26 protein-coding genes and 2 riboswitches are annotated in these 25,454 nt (G+C 40.9%); of the genes, 23 read left to right on the top strand and 3 right to left on the bottom strand.

Annotation, left to right across the window (positions count from 1 at the left end):
* The first annotated feature begins 122 nt into the window (after window positions 1-122).
* The 4 genes from B5771_RS19180 to B5771_RS19165 all read left to right on the top strand — a co-directional run bounded on the left by B5771_RS19180 (window position 123) and on the right by B5771_RS19165 (window position 4,045).
* Entirely contained in the window at window positions 123-1,358 is a 1,236-nt protein-coding gene (locus tag B5771_RS19180) for an MFS transporter (protein WP_088188955.1), read from the top strand.
* A 207-nt stretch (window positions 1,359-1,565) separates the two neighbouring features.
* Window positions 1,566-1,988 carry a MarR family transcriptional regulator gene (locus B5771_RS19175; protein ID WP_088188954.1) on the top strand — a complete coding sequence of 141 codons (423 nt, stop codon included), beginning with the start codon at window positions 1,566-1,568 and terminating at the stop codon, window positions 1,986-1,988.
* Window positions 1,989-2,095: 107 nt separating this feature from the next.
* Entirely contained in the window at window positions 2,096-3,205 is a 1,110-nt protein-coding gene (locus B5771_RS19170; RefSeq protein WP_088188953.1) for a 4Fe-4S binding protein, read from the top strand.
* 36 nt (window positions 3,206-3,241) lie between these two features.
* The gene (locus B5771_RS19165; protein WP_088188952.1) at window positions 3,242-4,045 is read left to right on the top strand and encodes a PhzF family phenazine biosynthesis protein; all 804 of its coding nucleotides are present in this window, start codon (window positions 3,242-3,244) and stop codon (window positions 4,043-4,045) included.
* 25 nt (window positions 4,046-4,070) lie between these two features.
* On the opposite strand, the gene B5771_RS19160 is transcribed toward B5771_RS19165, so the two are convergent.
* On the bottom strand, window positions 4,071-5,024 hold the full coding sequence (locus B5771_RS19160; protein ID WP_207652718.1) for an amidohydrolase family protein: 954 nt from the start codon (window positions 5,022-5,024) through the stop codon (window positions 4,071-4,073).
* A gap of 154 nt (window positions 5,025-5,178) precedes the next feature.
* Between B5771_RS19160 and B5771_RS19155 the strand changes: the two genes are divergently transcribed.
* Window positions 5,179-5,565: a MerR family transcriptional regulator gene (locus B5771_RS19155; protein WP_088188951.1), complete on the top strand. Its 387-nt coding sequence runs from the start codon at window positions 5,179-5,181 to the stop codon at window positions 5,563-5,565.
* Window positions 5,566-5,623: 58 nt separating this feature from the next.
* On the opposite strand, the gene B5771_RS19150 is transcribed toward B5771_RS19155, so the two are convergent.
* The gene (locus B5771_RS19150) at window positions 5,624-6,220 is read right to left on the bottom strand and encodes a YdeI family protein (protein ID WP_088188950.1); all 597 of its coding nucleotides are present in this window, start codon (window positions 6,218-6,220) and stop codon (window positions 5,624-5,626) included.
* Between the two features lie 327 nt (window positions 6,221-6,547).
* Between B5771_RS19150 and B5771_RS19145 the strand changes: the two genes are divergently transcribed.
* The 4 genes from B5771_RS19145 to B5771_RS19130 all read left to right on the top strand — a co-directional run bounded on the left by B5771_RS19145 (window position 6,548) and on the right by B5771_RS19130 (window position 9,171).
* A complete protein-coding gene (locus B5771_RS19145) occupies window positions 6,548-6,991 on the top strand; it encodes a DUF523 domain-containing protein (RefSeq protein ID WP_088188949.1) in 444 nt (147 codons plus the stop codon).
* A 112-nt stretch (window positions 6,992-7,103) separates the two neighbouring features.
* On the top strand, window positions 7,104-7,592 hold the full coding sequence (locus tag B5771_RS19140) for a peptide deformylase (RefSeq protein WP_088188948.1): 489 nt from the start codon (window positions 7,104-7,106) through the stop codon (window positions 7,590-7,592).
* Between the two features lie 88 nt (window positions 7,593-7,680).
* Window positions 7,681-7,857: riboswitch (cobalamin riboswitch) on the top strand.
* Between the two features lie 73 nt (window positions 7,858-7,930).
* Entirely contained in the window at window positions 7,931-8,239 is a 309-nt protein-coding gene (locus B5771_RS19135; RefSeq protein ID WP_088188947.1) for an ATP-binding cassette domain-containing protein, read from the top strand.
* 161 nt (window positions 8,240-8,400) lie between these two features.
* Window positions 8,401-9,171 carry a transposase gene (locus B5771_RS19130; protein WP_088188946.1) on the top strand — a complete coding sequence of 257 codons (771 nt, stop codon included), beginning with the start codon at window positions 8,401-8,403 and terminating at the stop codon, window positions 9,169-9,171.
* Window positions 9,172-9,213: 42 nt separating this feature from the next.
* Here B5771_RS19130 and B5771_RS19125 read toward each other — a convergent pair whose 3' ends face one another.
* A complete protein-coding gene (locus B5771_RS19125; protein WP_088188945.1) occupies window positions 9,214-10,077 on the bottom strand; it encodes a DUF4085 family protein in 864 nt (287 codons plus the stop codon).
* A 499-nt stretch (window positions 10,078-10,576) separates the two neighbouring features.
* Between B5771_RS19125 and B5771_RS19120 the strand changes: the two genes are divergently transcribed.
* The 14 genes from B5771_RS19120 (at window position 10,577) to B5771_RS19055 (ending at window position 25,441) form a co-directional block, all read left to right on the top strand.
* Entirely contained in the window at window positions 10,577-11,158 is a 582-nt protein-coding gene (locus B5771_RS19120; RefSeq protein ID WP_207652717.1) for a Uma2 family endonuclease, read from the top strand.
* Between the two features lie 5 nt (window positions 11,159-11,163).
* Window positions 11,164-11,358 (top strand): hypothetical protein, encoded by a 195-nt coding sequence (locus B5771_RS19115; protein ID WP_088188944.1) that lies wholly within the window; start codon window positions 11,164-11,166, stop codon window positions 11,356-11,358.
* Window positions 11,359-12,165: 807 nt separating this feature from the next.
* Window positions 12,166-12,342: riboswitch (cobalamin riboswitch) on the top strand.
* 74 nt (window positions 12,343-12,416) lie between these two features.
* Window positions 12,417-13,961 carry an ABC transporter ATP-binding protein gene (locus tag B5771_RS19110; protein ID WP_088188943.1) on the top strand — a complete coding sequence of 515 codons (1,545 nt, stop codon included), beginning with the start codon at window positions 12,417-12,419 and terminating at the stop codon, window positions 13,959-13,961.
* A complete protein-coding gene (locus tag B5771_RS19105) occupies window positions 13,936-14,679 on the top strand; it encodes an energy-coupling factor transporter transmembrane component T (protein ID WP_088188942.1) in 744 nt (247 codons plus the stop codon). The genes B5771_RS19110 and B5771_RS19105 overlap by 26 nt, the downstream gene beginning before the upstream one ends.
* 33 nt (window positions 14,680-14,712) lie before the next feature.
* Window positions 14,713-15,243: a hypothetical protein gene (locus tag B5771_RS19100; protein ID WP_088188941.1), complete on the top strand. Its 531-nt coding sequence runs from the start codon at window positions 14,713-14,715 to the stop codon at window positions 15,241-15,243.
* Between the two features lie 531 nt (window positions 15,244-15,774).
* Window positions 15,775-16,158, top strand: a complete 384-nt coding sequence (locus B5771_RS19095) for a BlaI/MecI/CopY family transcriptional regulator (protein WP_088188940.1) — start codon at window positions 15,775-15,777, stop codon at window positions 16,156-16,158.
* Window positions 16,151-18,064: a M56 family metallopeptidase gene (locus B5771_RS19090; RefSeq protein ID WP_088188939.1), complete on the top strand. Its 1,914-nt coding sequence runs from the start codon at window positions 16,151-16,153 to the stop codon at window positions 18,062-18,064. The genes B5771_RS19095 and B5771_RS19090 overlap by 8 nt, the downstream gene beginning before the upstream one ends.
* A gap of 360 nt (window positions 18,065-18,424) precedes the next feature.
* On the top strand, window positions 18,425-18,856 hold the full coding sequence (locus B5771_RS19085) for a DUF3842 family protein (RefSeq protein ID WP_088189011.1): 432 nt from the start codon (window positions 18,425-18,427) through the stop codon (window positions 18,854-18,856).
* Window positions 18,849-19,037: a CooT family nickel-binding protein gene (locus B5771_RS19080; protein WP_088188938.1), complete on the top strand. Its 189-nt coding sequence runs from the start codon at window positions 18,849-18,851 to the stop codon at window positions 19,035-19,037. The genes B5771_RS19085 and B5771_RS19080 overlap by 8 nt, the downstream gene beginning before the upstream one ends.
* 270 nt (window positions 19,038-19,307) lie before the next feature.
* Window positions 19,308-20,477, top strand: coding sequence for an iron ABC transporter substrate-binding protein (locus B5771_RS19075; protein WP_088188937.1), 1,170 nt, complete (start codon window positions 19,308-19,310; stop codon window positions 20,475-20,477).
* A gap of 56 nt (window positions 20,478-20,533) precedes the next feature.
* On the top strand, window positions 20,534-21,130 hold the full coding sequence (locus B5771_RS19070) for a class I SAM-dependent methyltransferase (RefSeq protein WP_088188936.1): 597 nt from the start codon (window positions 20,534-20,536) through the stop codon (window positions 21,128-21,130).
* Window positions 21,131-21,474: 344 nt separating this feature from the next.
* Window positions 21,475-22,482, top strand: coding sequence for an iron ABC transporter permease (locus tag B5771_RS19065; RefSeq protein WP_242966901.1), 1,008 nt, complete (start codon window positions 21,475-21,477; stop codon window positions 22,480-22,482).
* Window positions 22,479-23,231, top strand: coding sequence for an ABC transporter ATP-binding protein (locus B5771_RS19060; RefSeq protein ID WP_088188935.1), 753 nt, complete (start codon window positions 22,479-22,481; stop codon window positions 23,229-23,231). The genes B5771_RS19065 and B5771_RS19060 overlap by 4 nt, the downstream gene beginning before the upstream one ends.
* 608 nt (window positions 23,232-23,839) lie before the next feature.
* Entirely contained in the window at window positions 23,840-25,441 is a 1,602-nt protein-coding gene (locus B5771_RS19055; RefSeq protein WP_088189009.1) for an APC family permease, read from the top strand.
* Window positions 25,442-25,454: the final 13 nt, after the last annotated feature.

The raw sequence follows: 25,454 nt of genomic DNA, 5'->3' as shown, positions 1-25,454 counted from the left end.
TCTTATTTAATAGAGTGACAATTATGAACACTACATCAATTGACAAATGGAAACTACATAATTAACATTGCATTATAAGGCAATGGCGCCGTAACAGTTGTAAAACTGACGGGGCCTTTTTCATGCTTAAAGAAGAGTTACTTAAAAGAGGTGTCAGTAAGAATTTGATAAACGCTTATCGAGGGTTACCTAAAAGTATATATATTTTTTTTATAGTTCAAATAGTAAACAGATTTGGAGATTTTGTAGTTCCGTTTTTAACCTTGTACTTAACCCAAAAGCTGGGTTTGTCATTTGAAGCTACCGGTGTAATAGTTATGCTTGCATCTTTAGTAAGAATTCCGGGCTCTCTTTTTGGTGGTAAATTTGCAGACCTTCTGGGCAGAAAAAAAGTTTATGTATTAGCTCAAACACTTGCCGGTGTTTTACTTGTACCTTGTGCTTTTCAAAAAAATCCTTCTATTAATATAATATGTATTCTATTAGCTACTCTTTTCAACGGAGCGGTAAGGCCTTCAATTAATTCGATCATTGCAGATATATTACCGCCGCATAAGAGACAGTTAGGTTATTCTTTAAACTATTTAGGGATTAATATCGGAGTGGCTTTAGGTCCGATTGTGGCAGGATTTCTATTTAACCATTCTCTGCCCTTACTTTTTTTAGGCGATGCACTAACGTCATTTTTTGCGGTTACCCTTGTTGTAAGGTATGTCAGCGAAGTCAACTCTATTTCCGCCGAAGCAGCTGTAACTGAAGAAGAAAAGGATGAGTCCGAGAATATTTTTAAGGCTCTTTATAAGAGGCCGCATATTATAATTCTCTTAATGATTTATATAATCTATAGTGCCGTTTATACGCAGCATAGATTCTCTCTGCCAATAATGTTAGATAACACTTTTTTAGCTCAAGGCCCAGAAAAATTCGGCTGGCTTATGAGTATCAATGCTTTAACAGTTATCACCTCAACGATGTGGATTACAACTATTACCAAAAGGGTTAAGCCTATAAATAATCTTGGTTTAGCTGGCGTTCTATATGCCATAGGCTTTGGCATGATAGGAGAAATCCATACGTTTTTTCTCTTCATCATATCTACTATTTTATGGACATTTGGAGAAATTCTTATGGCAACAAATTTTGGTACCTACATTGCCAATAATAGTCCGAGAAATTATAGGGCTAGATTTAGTGCTTTAAGTAACATAAGTAATGCAATAGGTGGATCGCTTGGAACTTCACTAATGGGTGTATACATAGGCACAAATGGAGTAAATTCAGTATGGTATATTATTTTTGTGATATCGTGTCTTGCGGCAATTCTCATGTTTACTTTATCTATCAATACTTGTCGATAACGACATCTAGTATCGATTATTTGATGGTTTTAAGAACCTTAGAACGGCAGAGGAATTCGGAGATGCATGTATTGCTTTGCATGTTTTGCTATATTCAGAAAATATAAAATATATTTACACATAACTATTGATATATTAATAAATGAGTAATAGAATATTAACACATAAACTGTTAACACATAAACTATTATAAGGGAGATTATCGCCGTGCCTATATTTGAGGATTATGTTTGCTTTCAAATGGGAATTGCTGCTAGGACATTGCAAAAATATTATAACGTCAAATATTCCGATTATGGACTTACTTTGTCTCAATCATTTATTCTTTTGGCTCTTTATGAACAAGATGGTTTAGGTGTAAAAGGGTTAGCTGAACGCCTGTTTCTGGATAGCTCAGCTATTACTGGATTAATCGATAGAATGGAGAAAGAAGATCTTCTGGAAAGAAGAACTGATCCCGAGGATCGGCGGGCTTTTCAGATAAACCTTACTCTAAAAGGCAGAACTCTTGCTGAACAAATACTTCCCGTTTCTCAAGATCTCAATGATAGTCTGAAATTAGCCTTAAATGATGCGGAATGGAATGGAGTCATTTCCTTCGTGAAGAAAATACAGAAATATTGTAAGTAGTTTTGTTCGGCTATATAGTTTATATGTCAATTATTGAGCAGTCGTCTTATTTTTTCGTCAATGACAGTTAATGACGGGAGCTAAAATATTTTAAAGGAGGATATTTTATGGGACACTTAACTCATGACAAAGACGAGGTTTACAGGTTACTGGCGGAGCGTATTAGCAGGAGCCCAGAAGGGGCGTCGATAAACGAAACCTTGATGGCAATTCTGCATCGTCTCTTTACCGAGAGCGAAGCCCAGGTAGGCAGTAAATTTCCTTTGCTTCCCATGACTCTGGAACAAATTACAGGCATTACCGGGATTAAGGGAGTGCAATTGAAGACTGTACTGGACGGTATGGCTGATAAAGGATTGGTGCTGGACATCCCACGGAAGGACACCGTATATTACATGTTGGCTCCGGTGGTCATTGGATTCTTTGAATATACCTTCATGCGGGTACGGGATAATGTAAATATGAAGGATTTAGCGGAACTTTTTCAAGCTTACTTTCATGACAAGGAAGTCAGGGATGAAATCTCTAGGTCTGATACCAAGATGATGAGGACAGTAGTATATGAACGCCTTATACCGTTAGCTGTGGAAACCGAGGTATTAACCTACGAAAGGGCCGGAGAAATTATCCGGCAGTCCGGTGGAGGTGCTATCTCCATATGCCCCTGCCGTCATAAGGCATCTCATCTTGGCAAAGCCTGTGACGCTCCTTTGGAAGTATGTACATCTATGGGCAGCGCCGCAGAGTGGGTCATACGCAGAGGTATGGGAAAACCAGCCACAGTGGACGATTTGCTGCGGGTGCTTGAGGAAACAGAAAAGCTTGGGTTGGTCCATAATTGCGATAATGTGATGAACAAGCCTGCTTATATGTGCCACTGCTGCAGCTGCTGCTGCGTAATTCTGACCGGCATCAAAGAATTCGGGACATATGTGACGCACCCCAGCAATTTTATTCCTGCATTAGAATCTGGAAATTGTGTGGGCTGCGGTACCTGCACTAACCGCTGTCCCATTGAAGCTATTACCATGCAGGATGACGGAAATGGAACGGAAATTCCAGTTGTAAATAAAGAGGCTTGTATAGGATGCGGCGTATGTGCCTCCGGCTGCCCCACTGGCGCATTAACCATGAGCCGACGACCGGTTTTGCATGTTCCTCCCCGGAACACGCGAGAAAAATTCACAAGAATGGCCAGGGAGAAAAAAGGGGTTTAGGCATATTTCGATTACGTTAGTTAATGGAGGTTAATTATGGCTGATATTTACCAAGTAGACTCTTTTACTACTGAACGATTCAAGGGCAATCCAGCAGGTGTTTGCGTTTTAGATAAATTTCCTGATGCTAAAAGTATGGTTAATATGGCTAGGGAGATGAACTTATCTGAGACTGCTTTTGTGGTAAGAGATAACTCTGAGTTTAAACTTAGGTGGTTCACTCCTACATTTGAGATAGATCTATGCGGACATGCTACTTTAGCAACAGCCCATATCTTATGGACAGAAGGATTTTGGGAAAAAGAGAAACCTATTATATTCAATACTCGAAGTGGAAAGCTTACTGTTAATCTTATAAATGACGATTTAATCGAAATGGATTTTCCTCGTCTAGAGTATTCAGAGGTGAATGAAGTTCCGAGTATACTAATAGACGGTTTAGGAGGAATAACCCCGACTTTCAAAGGTAAATCGAGAGAAAACTATTTACTTGAAGTTGCAACCGAAGAAGAAGTTAGAGGTATACGGATTGACCTTTCCAGACTGTTAGAATGTGAGATGCACGGAGTCATTGTAACAGCTAAAAGTTTAGGTAAGTATGATTTTGTATCAAGATTTTTTGCGCCCGAAGTTGGAGTTCCTGAAGATCCAGTAACTGGCTCGGCACATTGTGTTCTCGCCTCATTTTGGAGTGACAAATTAGGTATAGCCAAATTCAAAGCGTACCAGTGTTCTGAACGTGGCGGAGAAATAAATATAGAAGTGTTAGAAGATCGGGTATTATTAAGAGGGAATGCTGTCACAATTTTTAAAGGTAAGTTATTGGAAAAACTCTGCTAGATGGTGGTCAAACGCCGGTTCCGATTTACAAATGCAGGAGTAGTTCGGCATTGCCGTGAGCGATTTTTTCCCTGTCGGAATTGCTGACCGGTAACTGAGAAAGGAAAGCCTGCCCCTTTTCCATCGAACCGTACGGATAGTCTACTGAGAACATAATGCGGTCGCTGCCGACTTCCAACAACAGATTAAGGAAAGCAGCGGTAAAATTGAAGCCGCTGAACGTGTAATGGATATTCTCTCTCAGATAGTCTGCCATCGGACGCTGTAATTTAGTTAGATTCGGCTGCAGAACTTGATTGATCCTTGGCAACATAAAAGGCAAAGCTTCGCCCAAGTGCCCAATAATGATCTGCAGTTTGGGATAGCGGTCGAATACTCCGCTGAGAATAAGACGCAGGATATGGACAGCAGTTTCGATGTGCCATCCCCAGCCTGCCGTCGAAAGTATACTGGTCACCTCCGATGAGAAATTGCCGGTGTAGTAGGCGTCGATTATCGGCTGCGGCGGTGGCGCTGGGTGCAGGTGGATTGGCACTTGAAGCGCTTCTGCCTGTTCCATGATGGGCCAAAAGAATTTGTCGTCCAGGTAGCGGCCCTGAATGTGACCATTGATCACCGCACCCTTGAAACCATGTTGGCAAACCATACGTTCCAGTTCAGCAGCGGCGAGGTCGGGAGCAGCTGTCGGCAGGGCAGCAAAGCCCGCGAAGCGACTGGGATGACGTTCTATCGCCGCTGCCAGGAAGTCATTAGCGCTGATGGCCATTTTCACCGCTTCCTCACCAGTTAACGACTCCGTACCGGGAGAGGTCAGTGAGAGCACCTGCATGTCAATACCGGCGGCGTCCATATCAGCGATCCGACGTTCGTCGAGGTCGCACAGCTGCTCACCCTTGTTATGAAAGGCTTGTTGGCCAATTCTGTCTATAAAGCCCGGAAAGGCAAAATGCTCTTCAAGAGTAATGATGCGCATTGTCATTGATTTCCTCCTCTGATAATTTATCATTATTGTGAAGTACTCTAATTTGAGGGTAGTCGGGTACTTTACTTCGCCTCCTTTTCTTGATAAGGTTACTATAGCGCCTTCGAGTAACACGAAGTCAAGGCTTTTTTCAAAGAGGAGTCAGAGAGCATTGTACACAGTCAAAGAAATAGCTCAGAAAACAAATCTTACCGAGCATACCATCAGATATTATACTGACAAGGGTTTGGTACCAAACATACAACGCGACAAACATAACAATCGCCTTTTTGACGAAGAATCGCTTAATTGGCTGATAAGGGTGAAGTATCTTAAGGATTGCGGTATGTCGATAAAGGACATCAAACACTTTGTTGATTTGTACCTAGAAGGAGATTCTTCAATTCCTCGTCGTTATGAAATTATTTTAAAATACAAGGAAATTGCACGGGGGCAATTGGAGGAGGCAATAAGAAGAGTTGAATTTATGGAAGAAAAGGCGAAACGCTATCATAAAATCATAAATCAAGTCATTTCGGACAATAGAGGAGCAAATTAGTTCATTATTTTTCTAATTAAGGTAAAGAATAGCCACTTTCCTAAAGCCTCGCTGGTGGTCAATCATTTAATCCCTTTCCATTGAGAATTTGCGGTATATATTTTTCAACTCTTGACTCTCGAGTTTTGGATTGTTTAGGTTGAGCAAAGTAAAAAATGTATGCCCTTTGCCGTCCAGGGGTCAATGTTTCAAAAGCAGCTTTTAAGGCAGGATTTTCATCTAATTTTTTTTGAAATTCTTCAGGAATCGTAAAATCCGAAGTCTCTTTTTTAATCACCTTCAAGCCGGCCTTTTCCACCTCAATAGCTTCATAAATATAGGCTTTCAAGATGGCTTCCAAAGCGACTATTTCCTGAACATTGTTGAAGCGAATCTGGCGCCCTTGCTGAACATTTTCCGTTTGTTGGATTAGGATACCATTTGGATCTTTTAACAAGGCACCTTTGGGAAACAGAAGAGCACAGTATTCTTTAAATCCATGGATTAAAACTATGTTTTTTCCCTCAAATGTGTAACAAGGATGCATCCACTTAAGTTCTTCGGTCAACCCACAGTTAAGAACGATGTTTCTCAACTGCTCATATTCATCTTGCCACTTTTGGGCTTTGCTCAAAAATTCCTCAACTTTAGGATTAATTTTGCTATTTATCGTCATGGAGCCCCCCTTGAAAATTTAATGTGCAGCTGTTTGTCTGACTAGATTACGAATTATCTTTAGGATTAGCAAAAAACATAAGCTTAATTAGTAGTTAAATTTTCCATTCTTTCCTCTCACTCCATGCTATCCGCGCCCCGTTAACTTTAAGACGAAGTAACCGTCTCGATAAAGGTTAGCTGATGCTCGAGTGAGGAGTGTTGTGTAGGGTCAGGGGCATTGCAGGCGGTTTACAAGCTGGGGGCGTTTGATGAGGGCTTTAGCGTCTCGGGACTCTGGCAAGCGTCTTAAGCTTTAGAAAATATTATCAAAAATGGGGGGGAAAGTTTGCTTTTAGTTAGTGCCTGCCTTGCGGGAATTAATTGCAGATATGATGGCAAAAACACTAAAATTGAAGAGATAGTAAAACTCGTTAAAGATGGCAAAGCAATCCCAATATGTCCGGAAGTAATTGCAGGTCTATGTATTCCAAGAGATAGTTGTGAAATTTTAGTTACTGATGACGGTGAGAAAAAGGTTATCAGTAGAAGCAATGAAGATTTTACTGAAGTTTACAAATGTGGTGCACAGAAAACATTAACTATTGCCAAAACCATCGGAATAAATACCGCCATCTTAAAAGCAAGGAGTCCCTCATGTGGATCTGGTCTGATTTATGATGGGACGTTTAGCGGAACTCTGTTAAATGGCTATGGATTCACTGCCGAATTATTAATGGAAAACGGTATTAGGGTTTATACAGAAGAAGATTTTATATTCAAGAAAGAATAACTGCTGCGATATAGTCTTGGTGGTAGTTTAGTTCCGAAGTGGGAAATTCGTACCTGGAGTGCGTTGCAAAGATTAAATGTTGGCAGACTGAAAGAAAGGTGAAAATTTAGAGATGGCAATCAGAGAGATTCTACTACTCGGTAATCCCAAGTTATATAAAGTTAGTGAAACAGTACAAGAAAGCGAACTCAAAGAGTTAGCGGCGATTGTCAATGATTTGCATGATACACTGATCGATTTTAGAAATAAATACGGCGTAGGTAGAGCCATTGCAGCTCCTCAGATAGGCATATTTAAACGACTATTATATATGTATATTGATGAACCTGTCATTTTCATCAATCCAACGTTAGAGTTTATCGATGCTGAAATGATGGAGATTATTGACGATTGTATGAGCTTTCCTCAACTCCTGGTTAGGGTAAAGAGGTATAGAAGATGTATGATTGAATACCTAGACCTGCAATGGAAACCTCAAAAAATGATGCTTGAGGGTGATTTGTCAGAGTTATTACAACATGAGTATGACCACCTCGACGGGATCTTGGCTACGATGAGAGCGATTGATAATAAATCATTCTTTTTGCGAAGTGAATTGTAAAATTGAGGCATCTGGAAGTCAGGCATATGATGTGGAAATTTATTTGACAAACTAAACAACTATTCAATTATCTTAATAGTTAACATAATTGAATAAATTTTTTATAGGTTCCCCAAATCGGGGATAATAGGGAACCAGGTAAAAATCCTGGACGGACCCACCACTGTAGTTAGACGTTGAAAATGTACATATGCCACTGGGCAACTGGGAAGGCGTACATTTGAGTCTATAAGTCAGGAGACCTGCCTATTAAATAATGCCAGAGGACAAAGGTAAAGTTCTAGCTTTTTTTAAGCTAGAACTTTTTTGTTCTTAGTCAAAATTACGGGGAGATTGCTATGAAAGTAATTGCCAAAATTAGAATTGAGAAACTCAAGTTTCCGAATAATGAGAAGCCGGTACTTAAAAACATTAATTTAGAAATTAAGCAAGGAGATTTCATCGTCATTACCGGGGGGGTGGCCTCGGGAAAATCAGCATTATTACACGTCATAACAGGTGCGATTCCTCATTACCATAACGCAGAATTAACAGGAACCGTAACAATTATGGGACAAGATATTAAAGAAATGCCTCTCAATAGAATGCCTCAAATGGGGAGCTCCCCATTTGAGGCATACACGAGCTATGCACTTATATATGGCTGACGTTCCGCTTCCTTTAATAGCAGAATGGCTGGGGCACAGTCGTATAAACAACACAGGGGGCACGGGGGGACGGTTCTTTTGGGGCACGGGGGGACGGTTCTTTTGTGTCAAGTTAGAACGCTTGGTATAATCTGTGAAAAGGGAAGAAAGGCCGTGAAGGAATGCCTAGGAAGCCAAGAAAGAAGAGTGAAACCGGAATCTACCATGTTATCGTAAGGGGAATCGGCCAGCAGGATATTTTTCATGAAGAAGACGATTTTCAGAGATACCTGGATACAACAAAAAAGGTATCGCTAGAAAGCGGTATAAGCGTACTGGGGTATTGCTTGATGAGCAATCACGTTCATTTATTGCTAAGAGAAGACTATGGCGATGTGTCAGTGTTTATGAAACGCTTGGGTATAAGTTACGCTTACTGGTTCAACTGGAAATACGAAAGAATTGGACACGTTTTTCAAGATCGATTTAAGAGTGAATGCGTGGAGATTGACGCATATCTACTGACAGTCATACGCTACATCCACAAAAACCCCGTCAAAGCATTCATCATCAGCAAACCAGAGGATTATAAATGGAGCAGTTGCATTGCTTATTATCAAGCGGATCGAAATACTGCCATATTTCCTGATACCAGTCTAATCTTAAGCATAATACATAATGAAAAGGAAAAAGCAATAGAAGGACTAAAGAAATTCACAGAAGAGGGTGACGAAGACCACTGCTTGGATTGCGATAAGACTAAACGAATCAGCGAAAGCGAAGCCTATGAAATCACTAAGAAAATAATGAAAGGTAAACCAATAACGGTGTTACAGAAGATGGATCAGGATGTACAAAACAAAATATTGAGGCGTTTAAAAAATGAGGGATTAAGCCTGCGGCAAATATGTAGGATTACTGGCTTTCCATTCCACATTGTCCGAAAGGCTTAGATGTTGACACAGAGGAACCGTCCCCTTGTGTCCTGTTGTTCTTCATACTTCCTCGACAATGATATCCTGACAGCGGATAATCAGCTCAAGCATTCTTTTCCTGCCCAAAAGAATATGAGCTTCATAACCCTTTTCCGTGCGATACAGTTCCTGATAAAGCCAAGTGCTCCCGATAATAGGCTCTTCCCGCCTGATCATTTCAGCGGCGGTAAAGGTAATCCTGTTATAATTCGTGAATCCGCCCCGAGTGTCGAGATACATGACAACATCTTGACCAACATTAAACGCTGTTACCAGGCAATCGTGAAAAGTGAATCTTTCCCGGATGGCTTGAGGGATGTCCTCCGTCTGCTGGGCTTTGGAATACTCGTTTAATACCCGCTGTACAGTCTTGCTGTTTTCTTCACTCAGGCTTATTAATTGCTGCAGAATGTCTTTGGTGCAATAACCTAGGGAGAAGACACGTATATCTGCTATTTGCTCCAAAAGTTCACGGGGAAGTCGGTCGGAGGTTTCTTTTTGGAACGTCTCCTGAAAAATAGGGAACTCCTCCTGGCATTGACGCATGTCGAAGGGCGGGCGGGCATCATAATCCGCTATCAGCTGTTGGATGCGCTCTTTTTCTTCGGGCGGCATAACGTAAACGATTTTATCTTCTTCTTTAATCGATTCTCCGTTCATAAATTTAGCAGCTGGCATGAGGGTACACCCGTCTTGTTGCAACATAAAACGTGGGTCAACATCATAAACCTCGCGCTGACTTTTGATGAATTCTTTCTCTTTTCTTTGATAGAGCTGCAAATGGAGTGCTTCGTCATAAACAGCTGCACCGTCGTGCACATTCATGCCAAAATGCAGCCCTGTACGCTGGCACAACTTGTACCATTCCTTTGTAAGATACTTCATGCGAACTCCTCCCATCAAATATGTGTACGACAGTCTAGCTGTCAATTACTTTGATAAAATCTGTATTATTTTAAATTCGATGGTGTTCCATAAATATCCTCCTGGGAGTATTCATAGCGATTAGAGAAAAAAGTGCTGCCAGAGGAATTACCTGTCATGAAAGTAGATATAAATTTTACTGCTATACAAATGCTTCATATTTTTGATTATCTTTCAGAATATTGGTTTTTTATGGGATGAATTGGAATCTAATACTATGGGTACTGATCCTAAGCTGGAGTTGAGTGTGAAATAAAAGCAACATAGAAGGAAATTAAAGAAAATTGGAGAAGATATGGGTTGGTGGTAAAAGTTGGAGAGTGAATTAATGTTTAGGGTACTGGGCGTTACGATAGTCTCTACTTCTGGAGTTCGGAAGATGGGTTGGAGCAGGTAAAAATAATTTGTTTGGATTAGGTCAGTTGGATTTTGTCAGTGTGATTTAAGGAGGATTGCTATTGTGGTGAATATAGCGAATCAGCAAAATAAAATTTACAACTATAAAGATTATTTAAATTGGTCTGATGATCGAATTGAGTTAATTGAAGGGCAAATTTATGCAATGACTCCGGCACCTTCTCGACTTCATCAAAAAGTATTAGGAAATTTGTTTTTTCAAATTAAAGGTTATTTGCAAGATAAGAATTGTGATGTTTATATTGCACCCTTTGATGTTCGCTTAAAGGAAAAAGATGAAAACAAGGATGAAGAAATAACTACCGTTGTTCAACCGGATTTAGTCATCGTTTGTGATCCTTCGAAGTTGGATGACAGGGGATGTAACGGAAGTCCGGACCTTATTGTTGAAGTGGTCTCCCCTTCAACAGCTTCAATGGATTACATACGCAAATTAGAACTCTATGAGAAGTTTGGAGTTAAAGAGTATTGGATTGTTCAGCCGATAGATCAAGTTATGATGGCTTATCGATTAAATACTTATGGAAACTATGAGCGAGCTAAGATTTACGATAAGACGGGTAGCGTGCGGATAGAGGTTTTGGAGGGGTTGGAAGTGGATTTGTTGATGATGTTTGAGAAGTAAATAACGTGGAAAGAAAATTAATGAGGATTGAGATTGATCTGGATGACGTGGGTGTGGTTAATTATGTTAAATTCGAAAAGCTAATCGCTATCGTCGGCTTAAATGATTATGTAGAATTCGATGAGGCTCCGTTCCCGATGCGATGCGAGGCAAAGCTGAGCTCGATCAGATTATCTAAATTTATCCGTTTAACCCATTAAAATGTGTTGTATACTACAGTCTCTCGGAATTAAGGGGGCGTAAATTACAGAAACGTAGCCAAAAGCCCACGGTTTTAATCGTGGGATGAAGGCGGCTTCGTAATTTCATGTAAATGTAAATGTCTTAGCACTATGATAAACTAGTATTAGTTTGATCTTTGAAAACTGGATAGAGTAAGAGGTTCTGATAGCTAATGCGTCTATCAGGTAAAACTCTATGTGTCGTCAAGAAAAAAGACGTTAAAACGATCGTTTTCAAAGAAACTGTGGTAGCTGGTAACAGGCTATCAGCCTAGAGTACCATTGTGTACTGCTCTAGGACGGGCTAATGGCATAGCCCTGAACTTGGGGTCATACTCCGATAGCAGAAATGTACTTCGGTTTAATCACCCAAGAATCCCATCGGCTTTAGCCGTGGGAGTGTCAAAAATACAGGCAAATGGAACTGAAAGCTAAATATTGATTTTGCACAGAAACCTAATTGAGAGTGGACGGTCACGCCACTGTTCGGAGCCAGCAGAGGCATCATAACCGCTATCACTGCTTACTTTTAGAAGGTGAAACGAGGGGAGATACAAGTGATTCGACAGAGAAGCGTAAGCGAGGAGAGCGAGTTTAGATTAAATATAGGCTTCAGCTATGGCTTTCTTTCCACATTGTCCGAAAGGCTTAGATGTTGACACAGAGGAACCGTCCCCCTGTGTCTCTTTTGCGAAGTGAATTGCCTAATTGAGGCTTCTAGAAGTCAATAAATTCATTTGACAAACTAAACAAACTATTTTATTATTCTTATAGTTAACACAATTAAATAAAAAATTTTTTATAGGTGCCTCAAATCGAGGATAATAGGGAACCAGGTAAAAATCCTGGACGGACCCACCACTGTAGTTAGACGTTGAAAATGTACATATGCCACTGGGTAACTGGGAAGGCGTACATTTGAGTCTATAAGTCAGGAGACCTGCCTATAAAATAATGCAAAGAGGACAAAGGTAAAGTTCTAGCTTTTTTTAAGCTAGAACTTTTTTGTTCTTAGTCAAAATTACGGGGAGATTGCTATGGAAGTAATTGCCAAAATTAGAATTGAGAAACTCAAGTTTCCGAATAATGAGAAGCCGGTACTTAAAAACATTAATTTAGAAATTAAGCAAGGAGATTTCATCGTCATTACCGGGGGGGTGGCCTCGGGAAAATCAGCATTATTACACGTCATAACAGGTGCGATTCCTCATTACCATAACGCAGAATTAACAGGAACCGTAACAATTATGGGGCAAGATATTAAAGAAATGCCTCTCAATAGAATGTCGGACTATATGGGATACATGATGCAGGAGCCCGATAATCAAATCATTAGTTTAGATGTCTACGAGAACGTTGCCTTCGGACTCGAAAATCAAGAACTTCCTTCTGCACAAATTGAGCAGGTTGTAAAAAATGCGCTGGAGTTTGTGGGCTTGCGTGGTTACGAAGAAAGACAAACTTCGTCTCTTTCAGGCGGGCAGGCCCAGCGCGTTGTTTTAGCGGGAGTATTAGCCCTCAAAGTTCCGATTCTAATTCTTGATCAACCGACTGCCGAACTGGACCCACAAGGCCGCCAGGAGATATATAAGAGGCTGGGGGAGTTAAATGAAACTCAGAATCTCACGATAGTTTTGGTTATGGACCGGATTGAAGAAGTGCTTAATTATGCTAACAGAGTTTTAATGCTTAAAGACGGTGAAATTAGTAAAGCTTACTCACCCAGGGAATATTACTGGGCCCAAATCAAGTACCGGAAAGAACTGCTCAGAGATAGCAGGCATTATACTCTTGACAGTAATAAACCCAGGGAGAGCATAGCTAAAATCAGTAATGTTTCTTTTCTGTACAATAATCAATTGCCTGGTTGTGAAGAAATTAATTTAGAAGTTTATAGGGGCGATTTTTTATCAGTCGTCGGTTTAAATGGTTCAGGCAAATCGACGTTGGCGAAATTGCTTATCGGTTTGCTAAAGCCTGCTATGGGTGAAATTCGCTTGTTTGATCAGATAATTGCTAAAAGAAACTTGAGCAAGATTTTGGCACGTGTCGGATTTTTATTTCAAAACCCAGACCATCAGATCTTTGCCAGCACAGTGGAGGAAGAGGTGGGCTTTTCCTTAAAGCTAAGGGGTGAACGAAATGATAATCTAAATCAGAAAGTTGATGAATGTTTGCAATTCGTAGGACTGGCGGATTACAAGGAAATGCATCCCCAGCGTCTAAGCCGTGGTCAGCGTCAACTTCTGGCATTAGCCTCGATACTTGCCGGTGATCCGGAGTTCATTATTACTGATGAGCCTACATCTGGCCTGGATGAGAACCAAGGTTACATGATCATGGAGAAACTCTATGACTTAGCGAATAACGGCAAAACCATTCTGTTGATTACCCATGATCTGGCCATGGCAAAAGACTATTCAAACCGCTTAGTTGCCTTATATAAGCATCGCATCAGGCTGGATATTGAGACAAAAGACATACAGCGACATTGTGAGGAACTGAAAGCTATTGGCCTGAATTTCCCAAACACTGTTACTTTCAAGGAGGTTTATGATGACACTGGCACTTCCGAAGTTTGATCCCCGTACTAAGCTTGTTTGGTATAGTTTGATGATTTACTTTTCATTGTTAAGTCAAACTGCTGCTCAATTAGGAATCACTTTACTGGGATGTATTATTTCCTCGTTAATTCTAAGTGGTTCATTTAAACACTCTAAGGCTATGGTCATCATTCTTTTGCTTTTGGGACTTCAGATCTTGATTATTCAGTTGCTGTTTTGCCGGGAAGGTACTTTGGTCTATCAATGGGGTATCTTTAAAATCTACAGTGATGCTCTGCCGCTGGCGATTACCGGCATACTGAAAGCGACACTTATTTTCTATGCCAGTCTACAGTTCTTTACCTCTGCTTCAGCTCAAGACTTTACCCTGATGCTCATAAAATTTAGAATTCCTTATCGTTTTGCCATGCTGGTGGGATTAGGTGTTCGTTTTTTGCCCCTTATGAAAGAAGAATACCAGTCGATTATCGACAGCCAGCGAACCAGGGGCCTTAAAATGGATAGCGTTTGGGATGATCTGAAAGCAATTATTCCAACATTCCTGCCCTTTTTGTATCGCGCTGTTCGTCGCTCAACGGAAATAGCCTTAGCTATGGAGTTAAGAGGTTACGGACGGAGTAAAAACCGAACGTTTTCATCGGAAATTGTCCTGAAGTATTACGATGTTGTCTTAATTGCCTCGATGTTTTTGGTAATAAGCCTCAGCATTATTACAAGGCTGTTGCCATTAATCTAAGACCATAATTAATGATTTAAGGAGGAGAATAAAGTGAAAGAAAAATTGTTGAGGACTGACACCAAAGCACTTGTGGGAGCTGTTATTATCGGTATTGTATTTCTGATTATGGACCAGGTAACAGGGCGAATCGACGGTATCTTAGATCCGACCCTTTTGCTGCTTAACGGAACCAGCTGGGCATTTTTTACGGGCTTAATAGTTTTGATGTACAAACAACCGGCAGGTATTATCGCCGGATTGGTGGAAGCTTTTGTAGCTATGGCAACTGCTTATTCCCCCCTGGCATTTTTCTTCTTATTTGCAAATACCCTAGGTTCTATTGCGTATTCATTAATTGCCTCTCAGTTGTCCATGAAAAAACTAAGTCATCATTTGATAGCTATGTTAGGTTGTACTGTTATTGGTAACTTTTGTGTTGCGATAGGCTTGATAAATGTCTTTCATCTTGATTGGAAAATTGCCATTTTGTCTTCTGCGCTAACTACCTTAGTCGGAACCATCGTAGCAGGAATCCTTACGAAGAGCGTTTATCGTTCTTTACAAAAATCAGCATTACTCTAAAAAACTAAGCAAAAGTTCACCTTCAAAGAGACTTACTGTGATTAGATGGATAAAGGACTAGCATAAACTAATATAACTTTACTCATTACTTATAGTCTTCGCAAATACGATTAGCGCAAAGAAGTATGATCAATGTGGAAAATAGAATTATAACCTCCGAGCCAGATTGACCTATAAAACCATCCATGGTCACTGGACAGGGCCTATGGGCTCTCGGGGTTACACTCACCTGATAAATAATGCTTCTATCTGGAAAGCATTAACAAATTACAATTTCGAAGATAGAGAGAGGTCTGGTTGAGATAACCAGACCTCTTTGGTTGCTGCTATTTGTTACTGAACTCGTTGAGCTAAAGCTGAACATCGAGGCTTTTGTGGGGGGACTCTACCTAACCGAAGCAAGATATAGGAACTGCTCTCACTTGAAGTGGGAGTTTACGATTGGATAAAAAACTATATATTGACAGATCAAGGTTACATGTGTAGACTATAAATTATAGGTCACATTTGTAACCCGAGGAGAGTGCAGTAATGAAATCATTGGCTTCAAAGATATCTGAGTCGGAAGTTGAAGTTATGCGTGTTTTATGGGGAGCGGGTGAAGAGCTTCCTCTGGCGGATATCAGAAAAACGCTTGAGAAGACAAGTAAGTGGGAGACCTCCACCATAAAGACACTTCTTCGCCGCTTATGCGACAAAGGAGTCGTGCTGGCAGTTAAAAAGGAAGTCTATTATTACAGGCCTGTCGTCAGCGAATCAGAATACAACGAATATAGTACGCAAAACCTAATTGACCGCTTGTACTCCGGCAGCGCCAAAAAACTGGTAGCATCACTATTAGGAAGTAAGAAGTTTAATGATTCAGACATAGAAGAACTGCGCGGTCTCTTCAAGGTAGGTGACAACGATGAATGATACAATCAAGCTGATACTCTCACTTTCCTTATCAGGCAGTATTCTGGCAGTATTACTATTCGCAGCAAAGCCATTCATTAAGAACAGGCTGTCAAAGTCAATCCAATATTATGTTTGGCTCGTAGTACTGGTAAGGCTTTTATTTCCTTTTTCCTTTGAAGGGAGCCTTATGAATTATGTGTTTAATAGTCAGACAGTACCTGTGACGATCAGCTCTCAAAATGCTGTGAAACCAGTTTCGGGCGTAAGCGGCAACAACGCCAGTTCTGCGATACCGACCAAGGTTGAAAAAAATGTGGCCGAGGGTGTCTATGATAATGACACTGATCACAACAGATATTTAAAGGACTTATTGAATCAATATTCCTTAGACCTCTGGCTGCTCGGCGTACTCATTGTGATTGCTGCAAATTCAATCGGCTATGCTCGCTTTTTAAACTATCTAAGAAAGAGTAATACGCCGGCAAGCGACGAGCAAAAGGAACAATTGAACACACTGCTGAATGGACGACTCAAGGTCAAGCTTGTTCGAAATCATTTTGTTACCACACCGATGCTGATAGGAATTTTAAGACCCTGTATTATAATTCCTGATTCCGACTATACCAGAGTACAGCTTAAAAACATTCTCCTTCATGAGATTTCACATTTGAAGCGCTTCGATGTAGCCATAAAATGGCTGGCTATGTTGGCTGCGGCAATTCACTGGTTCAATCCCCTTATGTACTTTATAAGAAGGGAAATTAATCATGCCTGTGAATTGGCTTGCGATGAAGCAGTTATTAAAAACCTAACTCCCGCGGAAAAACAAGTTTACGGTGATACTTTGATAGCTGTTGCCGCGGAGCATAGATATCCTCTAGGAGTGATGCAGGTAACGATGAGCGAGGAGAAAAAGAGCTTAAAGGAAAGGCTGCTGGCGATCATGAACCATAACAAAAAGTCTAGGTTCATCATAACAATTTCAGTGCTGCTGCTGGCTGCGGCAGTCCTTGGGGCAGCAATACTAGGGGCAAGTGTCAGGCCTGTTGGTGATAAGCCGCCTAGAATTTACATAAATGCGGAAGACGATAAGACGAAAGAAGCACTTTCGGGAAGTTACACCTGGAAATATCTAAACACGACCATCAATGCCGATGCGGATGACCCTGTCAATTTTAAGTACGGTCCAGACAACATCGTTAATGTAGCAGCCGGACGACAGTTAATTATCGGCACCCAAAAGATAAAGTTGGATAAAGAATATGATTTTACAATTAAGCAAATCTCCGTTTACAAAGATAGTAAACCGGTTAAATTCGAGACTGCTAAGCCGAGCTTTTTGGGCAAAAATCTTTATTTACAGGCACCTCTGGATGCTGGTGAATATACATATTGTTTGATATTGGATTTTAAGGATAGAGGAACAGTAAGTTATGGATTTGTGGCGAATGTTGTCCTATATGATTTAACCGGCATTGCCAAATATCGAACACCTTATGTCGGAAACAATAGTAAAGTACTTGCCCTTACCAGCCTTCTGCCTGTACCTGATCATTCTTTCAAGCAGCAGTATATTTCCTTGCAGACAGAGGCCCATCCCTACGGTCTTACTGTTTATTATGAAGCAGTTCCAAACAAACAATATCAAGGCGAATGGCCAATTGACATCACAAAGTCGTCTATGAAATCAGCTTTAGAAAAAAATGCCCTTGTTCTATTCTGCATGATTGATAATGCTGAAAAAGTTACCTTTGCCTTTAGGAATACTCCGTCTGAGGGAGATCTTGATACCGCAAAGTATGGTTCCTCTATAACCTTTTTGCGCGCTGATATTGCCAAGAAATATGGTGATTTGTCTGCCCTCGGAAAGAACCTTGATTCACTTTATAAAATTATAGGAAACAAGCCTGTGCTGACAAATTAATCCGGTTTTTCAGGCTAAGCAAAAGTTCACCTTCAAAGAGAATTAGGTCAAGAAACAACTGAAACTAAGGGGCCATTTTAGGTGGAACAGGATTTGAGAGGGTTCATTGAATGCGTTAAATCTTATAATATTTGCAAATTGTGAAAAATTTTAGAAACTAATCTTTATTCTAAGAAGGAATTTTTGGAAAACTATAGAATAATAATAACAAGAATAAGGTGTCAAGAAGATACCTAAAGATACCTAAAAAGATTTGATGCGCAGAAAACTTTATATTTAGAACATGACCATGAAGGTCTTGCCTTAAAGAAGGGGCGGATTTTCATGGTTTTATTTTTGGAGGGGATGTTGAAAGATAGAATGAAAGTAGCTGTAATTGATGGACAAGGTGGAGGAATAGGGAAGGTTTTAGTAGGAAAATTGAGGCAGGAATTTCAGGAGACAATTGAAATATTGGCATTAGGTACAAATTCTGTGGCTACGATGATGATGGTTAAAGCTGGTGCAAACCAAGGTGCTACGGGAGAAAATGCGATGAAATATAACATGAATCATGTTGATTTCATTATAGGTACAATATCTATCATAATACCAAATTCTATGTTGGGTGAGTTAACACCTGACATGGCTGCGGCAATTGGGTCTAGTGAAGCAATTAAATTACTGCTTCCAATTAACCGTTCTAATGTTAGTGTGATTGGTACCCAGTTAGAACCGCTGCCTCATATGGCTGAGATGTTGGTCAAACACTTACAAAAAATAATGTCCGAAAGGTCTGAGTCCAATGTGTGAAGCAAATGCTTTCATAAAAAATGGCGACGTTGAGGAGCTTATATTAGAGTCCGTTGACAAAATTATCCCTGAAGGAGATATACTTGTTCTTGAAGACATCTTTGGTAATAGAAAAATCATAAAGGGTAAGATTGTAGAGATGGCTTTGGTGGAACATAGAATTATCATTAAGAAACTATGAAACGCCCCATCCGACTTAAGGAAATAACTGAAATAGAATAATTAGGATAAATTGACCATGAAGGTCTTGCCTTAAAGAAGGGGCGGGTTTTCATGGTTTTTTAGCTAGAAGCAAAGATTTAATACAACCTCTTCTTAAAAGCCGCCTGCTCAAACATGGCAGCATAGAAGATTTGTTCGCAGGCGGTTTCAATCTCTGTCAGAATAGTCAATAAGTTTGTGCTGTCTATAAAATATGGGTTGATATTAAGCAAAAGAAAGAGGCGTTGAAATGTATAGAAAGATTATGAAGGTAAGCATTTGGTTTTTCTGCTTGATGCTAATTGGGCAAATATTAATAGGCTGTGCGACTGCTCGGGTCGGAAGTAATCCCAATAATTCTGAGACGGGACATTCTGCTGTAAAAGTGCAAGAAGCAGGAAGTGCTGCAATCCAAGAAGTAACTGATCTGGTTGGTCGGGAGGTCAAAGTGAAAATTCCAGCTCAACGGGTTGTGGCCATAGGGCCTGGAGCGTTGAGGTTAGTTACATACACTAATGGAACAAACAAAGTCGTTGGAATCGAGGATATGGAAAAGAAAGTTCCTCTGGGAAGACCTTATATGGCTGCCCACCCAGAGCTTAAGAATTTACCAACAATTGGGCAGGGAGGAGCAGACTCAGCGCCGAATGAAGAAGCGTTACTTAGTGTCGAACCCGATGTAATTTTTGTCAGCTACCTCGTGGACAAGGTTAAGGCTGACAATCTCCAGGCTAAAACCGGAATTCCTGTCGTTGTTTTAAGTTATGGGTCATTGGCAACGTTTGATGAAGATCAAGTTTATCACTCTCTAGGCCTGGTAGGACAGGTTATTGGAACTCAACAGAGGGCCGGGGAAGTTATCAACTACCTTGAGAAGAGCCAGAAGGATTTGAGAGAGCGCACACAAGGTATCGCCGACACAGAGAAGCCGAAAGTTTATGTCGGAGCTATAGGCGTAAAAGGAACTCAGGGTATTGAAAGCACTCAGGCTAAGTATCCCCCCTTTCTGAACATTGGAGCTCGTAATGTTGTCGATGAAACTGGAAAAAGCGGCAGCGTGATGATTGAGCGCGAGAAGTTGGTAAGCTGGGATCCAGACATTCTCTTTATTGACGAAGGAGGTTACAGTAAAGTGCTTGCCGATGTCCAAAAGAACCCTAAATTTTACAAGTCACTGAAAGCGGTCAAAAACGGACAAGTTTACGGTCAGATCCCCTATAATTTTTATACGACGAACATTGATACGGCTTTAGCAGATGCCTATTATGCCGGAAAAGTGATTTTTCCCAAACAATTCCAGGATGTTGATCCTGTCAAAAAGGTGAATGAAATCTATACGTTTCTTTTAGGCAAACCCATCTATGAACAAATGGTTAAGGATTATGGCGGATTCAAGAAGCTTGATTTACTTCATCCGTAGGTTGTAAGAAAAAGAAAACTGGGAGCATGTAGTAGTGATTGTGGGGGTGGCAGGATATGAATAATAAAAAAGATTATTTTAATGACAAAGCAGCAAATTGGGATTCTTTAATTGAAGATGAGGTGCTCCTTAGATTACAGAGTATCGTAGGGGAACTGGCTTTGTCTCCGGGAAGCAGCGTTCTTGATCTGGGTGCCGGAACAGGAGTGCTTATTCCAATGCTGCTTGAGGACATAGGTCCATCGGGAGTCGTGATCGCTGTGGATTTCTCGCCCAAGATGTTGGCAGAAGCACGTAAAAAGTATCAATTGCCAAATTTGGAAATCTTGGAAGGGAATGCAGAGAATATCCCGCTGGCAGATCAGTCAGTTAATGAAGTCGTGTGCAACTCAGCCTTTCCTCACTTTGATGATCTTTGGCAAGCCGCCAAAGAGATGAGTAGAGTTTTGAAACGTGGAGGCAGAGTTTCTGTATTTCATCCGCATAGCAGAGATTATATTAATAATTTACATGTTTCTCTTGGCGGTGCGGTTAAGAATTGTATGATTCCAGAAAAGGAAGTGATGCGCGCAATATTTTTAGAAGCCGATTTTGAAAATATAACGATCGAAGATTCACCCCAGCGCTATCTCTTAACAGGGAGAAAAGGATAACGATTTTTGATGTAAAAGAGTGCCCGAATTAGTTTGAATGAAATACGTGATTTTTAAATTAGGAACAAGCAAGTGAAATAAGGAGCGGCTAAAGATGGATGAACAAGTTAAGATGGATTGGGAACGTTGTGTGGCAGTACAATGCACCTTCTGTGGAGAGGAAGTCATGGAACAGCGGCGAAATATACCGCTTTCTCCTAGGTAAACCATTGTATGTGGAAATGAAACAGGAGTTAGGCGGCTTTAAAAAGCTCGAATTGGAGGTGCGTTTGTTGCTAAACAGTGGAAGTGTCTCAAAAAGCGAAATAACACACTATTTGCACTACACCTGGAAGAAAAAATTGATGATGTTAACTTTAGTGATTATGACGGCTGTATTTGCCCTATATGCTATTAGTGCCGGTTCAGCCGAACTTACACCATGGCATGTAATACTTACACTGCTTGGTCAAACAGATGGGCATGCGGAGATTATTATTTGGTCAATTCGCTTGCCCAGGGTGTTAGCCTCAATGGTAGCTGGGGTAGGTTTAGCGGTGGCCGGTGCCGTCATGCAAACTATTCTCAGAAATCCTATAGCCTCTCCGAGCACCCTGGGGATAGCTCAAGGCGCAGCTTTTGGGGCTGCGCTGGCAATTATCGGTTGGGGAGCAGGCAGTTCTTCAGGTACTAGCGGAGGAGAGCTTCTCATTAACAATCCCTATATAGTTACAATGGCTGCCTTTGTGGCGGCAATGCTAACAACCATGATCATAATTTTTTTGGCCCAGTACAAAGGAGTGTCGCCGGAATCAATGGTTTTAGCCGGTGTCGCTTTAGGTTCCCTTTTCTCAGCCTCGACAATGCTTTTGCAGTATTTTACGAATGATGTCAATGTAGCTGCCGTCGTCTTCTGGACTTTTGGTGATATCGGGCGAGCATCATGGGGCGAGCTGGCGATTATGACTTGTATTGTCTTAGTCTCACTGATCTTTTTCTTGTATAACCGGTGGAATTACAATGCTCTGGACAGTGGAGCCGAAACAGCCAAAGGCTTAGGGGTTAATGTAGAAAGGACGAGGCAGTGGGGAATGTTTTTTGCTTCATTGATTACGGCTACAGTTGTTTCATTTTTGGGGATTATTGCTTTTATTGGTCTTGTAGCTCCGCACCTGGTCAAACGTATCATTGGCGGAGACAAACGCTTTCTTATTCCGGCTTCCGGTGTGATGGGAGCTCTGTTGCTTTTGGCTGCGGATACCCTTTCAAGGCGAATTATCGCACCTATTGTACTGCCGGTTGGAGCGGTAACTTCTTTCCTGGGAGCTCCGCTCTTTCTCTATCTTTTGATAAGGGGGGCTAAATTGAGATGATCTTGACGGTTAACGGTATTGAGTTTAGATATGGAAGTCGAACAATTTTAGAAAAGGTAGGTTTTTCAGTTCAGAGAGGTGAGTTCCTTTCGATTTTAGGTAATAATGGGGCTGGGAAGTCAACGTTGCTCAAGACTTTAAACAAGATCTTGCTGCCGAAAAAGGGAAGCATTTTATTAGAAGGACAGGAAGTGACTAAGCTCGGTCGTTTAGCTATCGCTTTGAAAATGGCTTATGTTGCTCAAAACTTTGAGAGCTGCCGCCAGACTGTTTTTGATGCAGTGCTCTTGGGGCGCAAACCCCATATCAAGTGGGAGGCGACAGCGGCGGATTTGACATTGGTACATGGTATTCTGGCAAAAACAGGTTTAAGGGAATTTGCCTGGCGTTACTTAGATGAGCTGAGTGGTGGAGAATTGCAAAAAGTCGTTATTGCCAGAGCTTTGGCTCAGGAACCAGAGGTTTTGCTTTTAGACGAGCCAACAAGTAATTTGGACTTAAAAAATCAAATGGAAGTATTGAAAACTATTCAAATCGCAGCAAAAGAGAAAAATATCGCAGTGATAGCCGTTATGCACGACCTCAACTTGGCTTTGCGCTTTTCAGATAAATTTTTGTTGCTTCAGGATACCAAGGTCTTCGCAGCCGGCGGTTTAGAGGTAATGACTGCAGAAAATATCGCACAGGCCTATGGAGTTCCGGTTACCGTCGAACGAATACAAAATCAAATGGTCGTTATCCCTATGTGATGCTAAATGAGTTCTTTAGTATTGAAGATAGTAAAAGATTTTATTTGCAAGCTGATCCGGCTCATTTACCCAAGTTATTGGAAACCTATGAGTCATTGGAGTTTGTGGATAAAGGCTAAGGGAAACCGCCGGCAAATTATTGCTGGCGGTTTCTCTGCATTGTTGTAGTACAATTAAAGATTATGGTCTTTAATATTTTGTATTATGTCAATTTGATTATTAAATAACAAATGCTGTCTTTTGTAGGTGCTAACCAAAATAATACCAAATAATTACTCGGTATTATAATTTAAAATATAAATTATAAAGTGTTATATAAGAGATTATTGAACTTATAATATATTTCGAACCAAATTATTGCTTAAATTTGATATTATCCCATTGTATGGAATATAAATTTCCATTTTTTAAATTATAATTAAAATTTTAACTATTTATAACAATAAAAAAATACGATTGCGAGCATATTTCTTTACTTTTGGTTTCAGTTGTATAATAGCTTAAAAATCATTAGAAGTATTTCATTATAATTGTACTTTTATTGATAAGAAATTAAAGAGAAAAGAGGTGAATTGCTTTGTCCGCAAAAATCAGGACAAAGCGACTGCATGAGGCAAGGGCTAAAACGAGAACTTGGTTTGCTTGATTTAACAATGATGGGGTTAGGGGCCATAATCGGTTCCGGATGGTTGTACGCCGCGCAGAAGGCGGGTAATCTCGCCGGCCCAGCGGCAATTTTCGCTTGGCTCGGCGGTGGCGTTGCGGTTATGTTTATTGCTTTAGTGTATGCTGAATTAGGTGCCATGCTTCCCGAATCCGGAGGACTTGTACGTTATTGCCAGTACTCTCATGGAAGTTTCGTCAGTTACATGATGGCTTTTGCCCTCATACTTGCCGATTCAACGGTTATTGCCATCGAAGCAGAAGCAGTTGTTCAGTATGCTAGTTATTATGTTCCATCACTTTATAATAACACTGCAGGCGCGATGACGGCCGCCGGATGGTGTTTGGCAGCCATTTTAATCGTTATATTTTTCTTCCTCAATTATCTTAGTGCAAAGGCTTTTGCTAAAAGTAATACTATTATAACCGCTTTGAAATTTCTAACTCCTGCTTTAACTGTCATTGTCCTTTTAACCCAGTTCCATGCTGGGAATATGGCCGCGGGTGGTTTTGCTCCCTTTGGTGTACCAGGAGTGTTTACAGCTATTTCTTCAGGTGGGATTATTTTCTCGTATTTTGGCTTTCGGCAAGCAGTTGTAATGGCTGGAGAAGCTAAAAACCCTCAGCGTGATGTCCCATTAGCAATTGGTCTCGCGATTGGCCTGGGTATCATTTTATACATTCTTTTACAAACTGTCTTTATTGGGGCTTTACCTGCGAGTGAACTGGCTAAAGGTTGGGGGCATATCAATTTCCGTTCTCCTTTTGCCCAGTTAGCCATGCTTCTTAACTTTAACTGGCTCGCTGCAATCCTCTTTGCAGATGCGGTTATCTCTCCTGCCGGGACTGGTAACATTTATATGGGGACAACCTCACGCTTGATCATGGCCCAGTCGGAAAATGGTTTTTGGTGGAAAGTATTTAAGAAAGTACATGCTAAATCAGGTGTTCCACGGCCTGCTCTCTGGCTGACTGTGGTGCTAGCCTTGGTTTGGACAGCCCCTTTCCCTTCTTGGGGAAAATTAGTTGGTGTTGTTTCAGGAGCAGTTGTCTTCACGTATATGATTGGCCCAATTAGCCTTGTAGCTCTTCGCCGTACCGCTCCCGGACTTCACCGCCCGTTTGTTCTTAAAGGTTTCAGTTTTGTGGCTGGTATTGCTTTTATCGTTAGCACTATGATCATCTATTGGAGTGGTTGGGCAACCGATTCGGTCGTAATGCTTGCCAATCTCTTTGGCCTCATACTATTTGTCGGTTTTCTGGTAGTTCGTCCTGATTTACGGATAAATATTGGTAAGCATATCAAAGCTGGCATCTGGCTTGTGGTTTATATGGTTTTCATGATTGCCATCAGCTACCTCGGAAGCTCTAAGTTCGGAGGCAAAGATTTTATCAAATACCCCATGGATCAAGTTGTCGCGATGATAGGAGCAGTTATTTTCTACTTCTGGGGAAGTGCCAGCGCATTCCCAACAGAGGAAATACTGAACGTTGTTGATGAACAAGCAAGGGACAAAAAATCGCAGAAGGCTGGCTTAGAAGCTTGATGGGCTGGTTGGG

The sequence above is a fragment of the Desulfosporosinus sp. FKA genome (assembly GCF_002196785.1).
Classification (GTDB): Bacteria; Bacillota; Desulfitobacteriia; order Desulfitobacteriales; family Desulfitobacteriaceae; genus Desulfosporosinus; species Desulfosporosinus acididurans.
The sequence above is the reverse complement of the archived record's forward strand: the minus strand, read 5'-3'. Positions and strand labels throughout refer to the sequence as shown.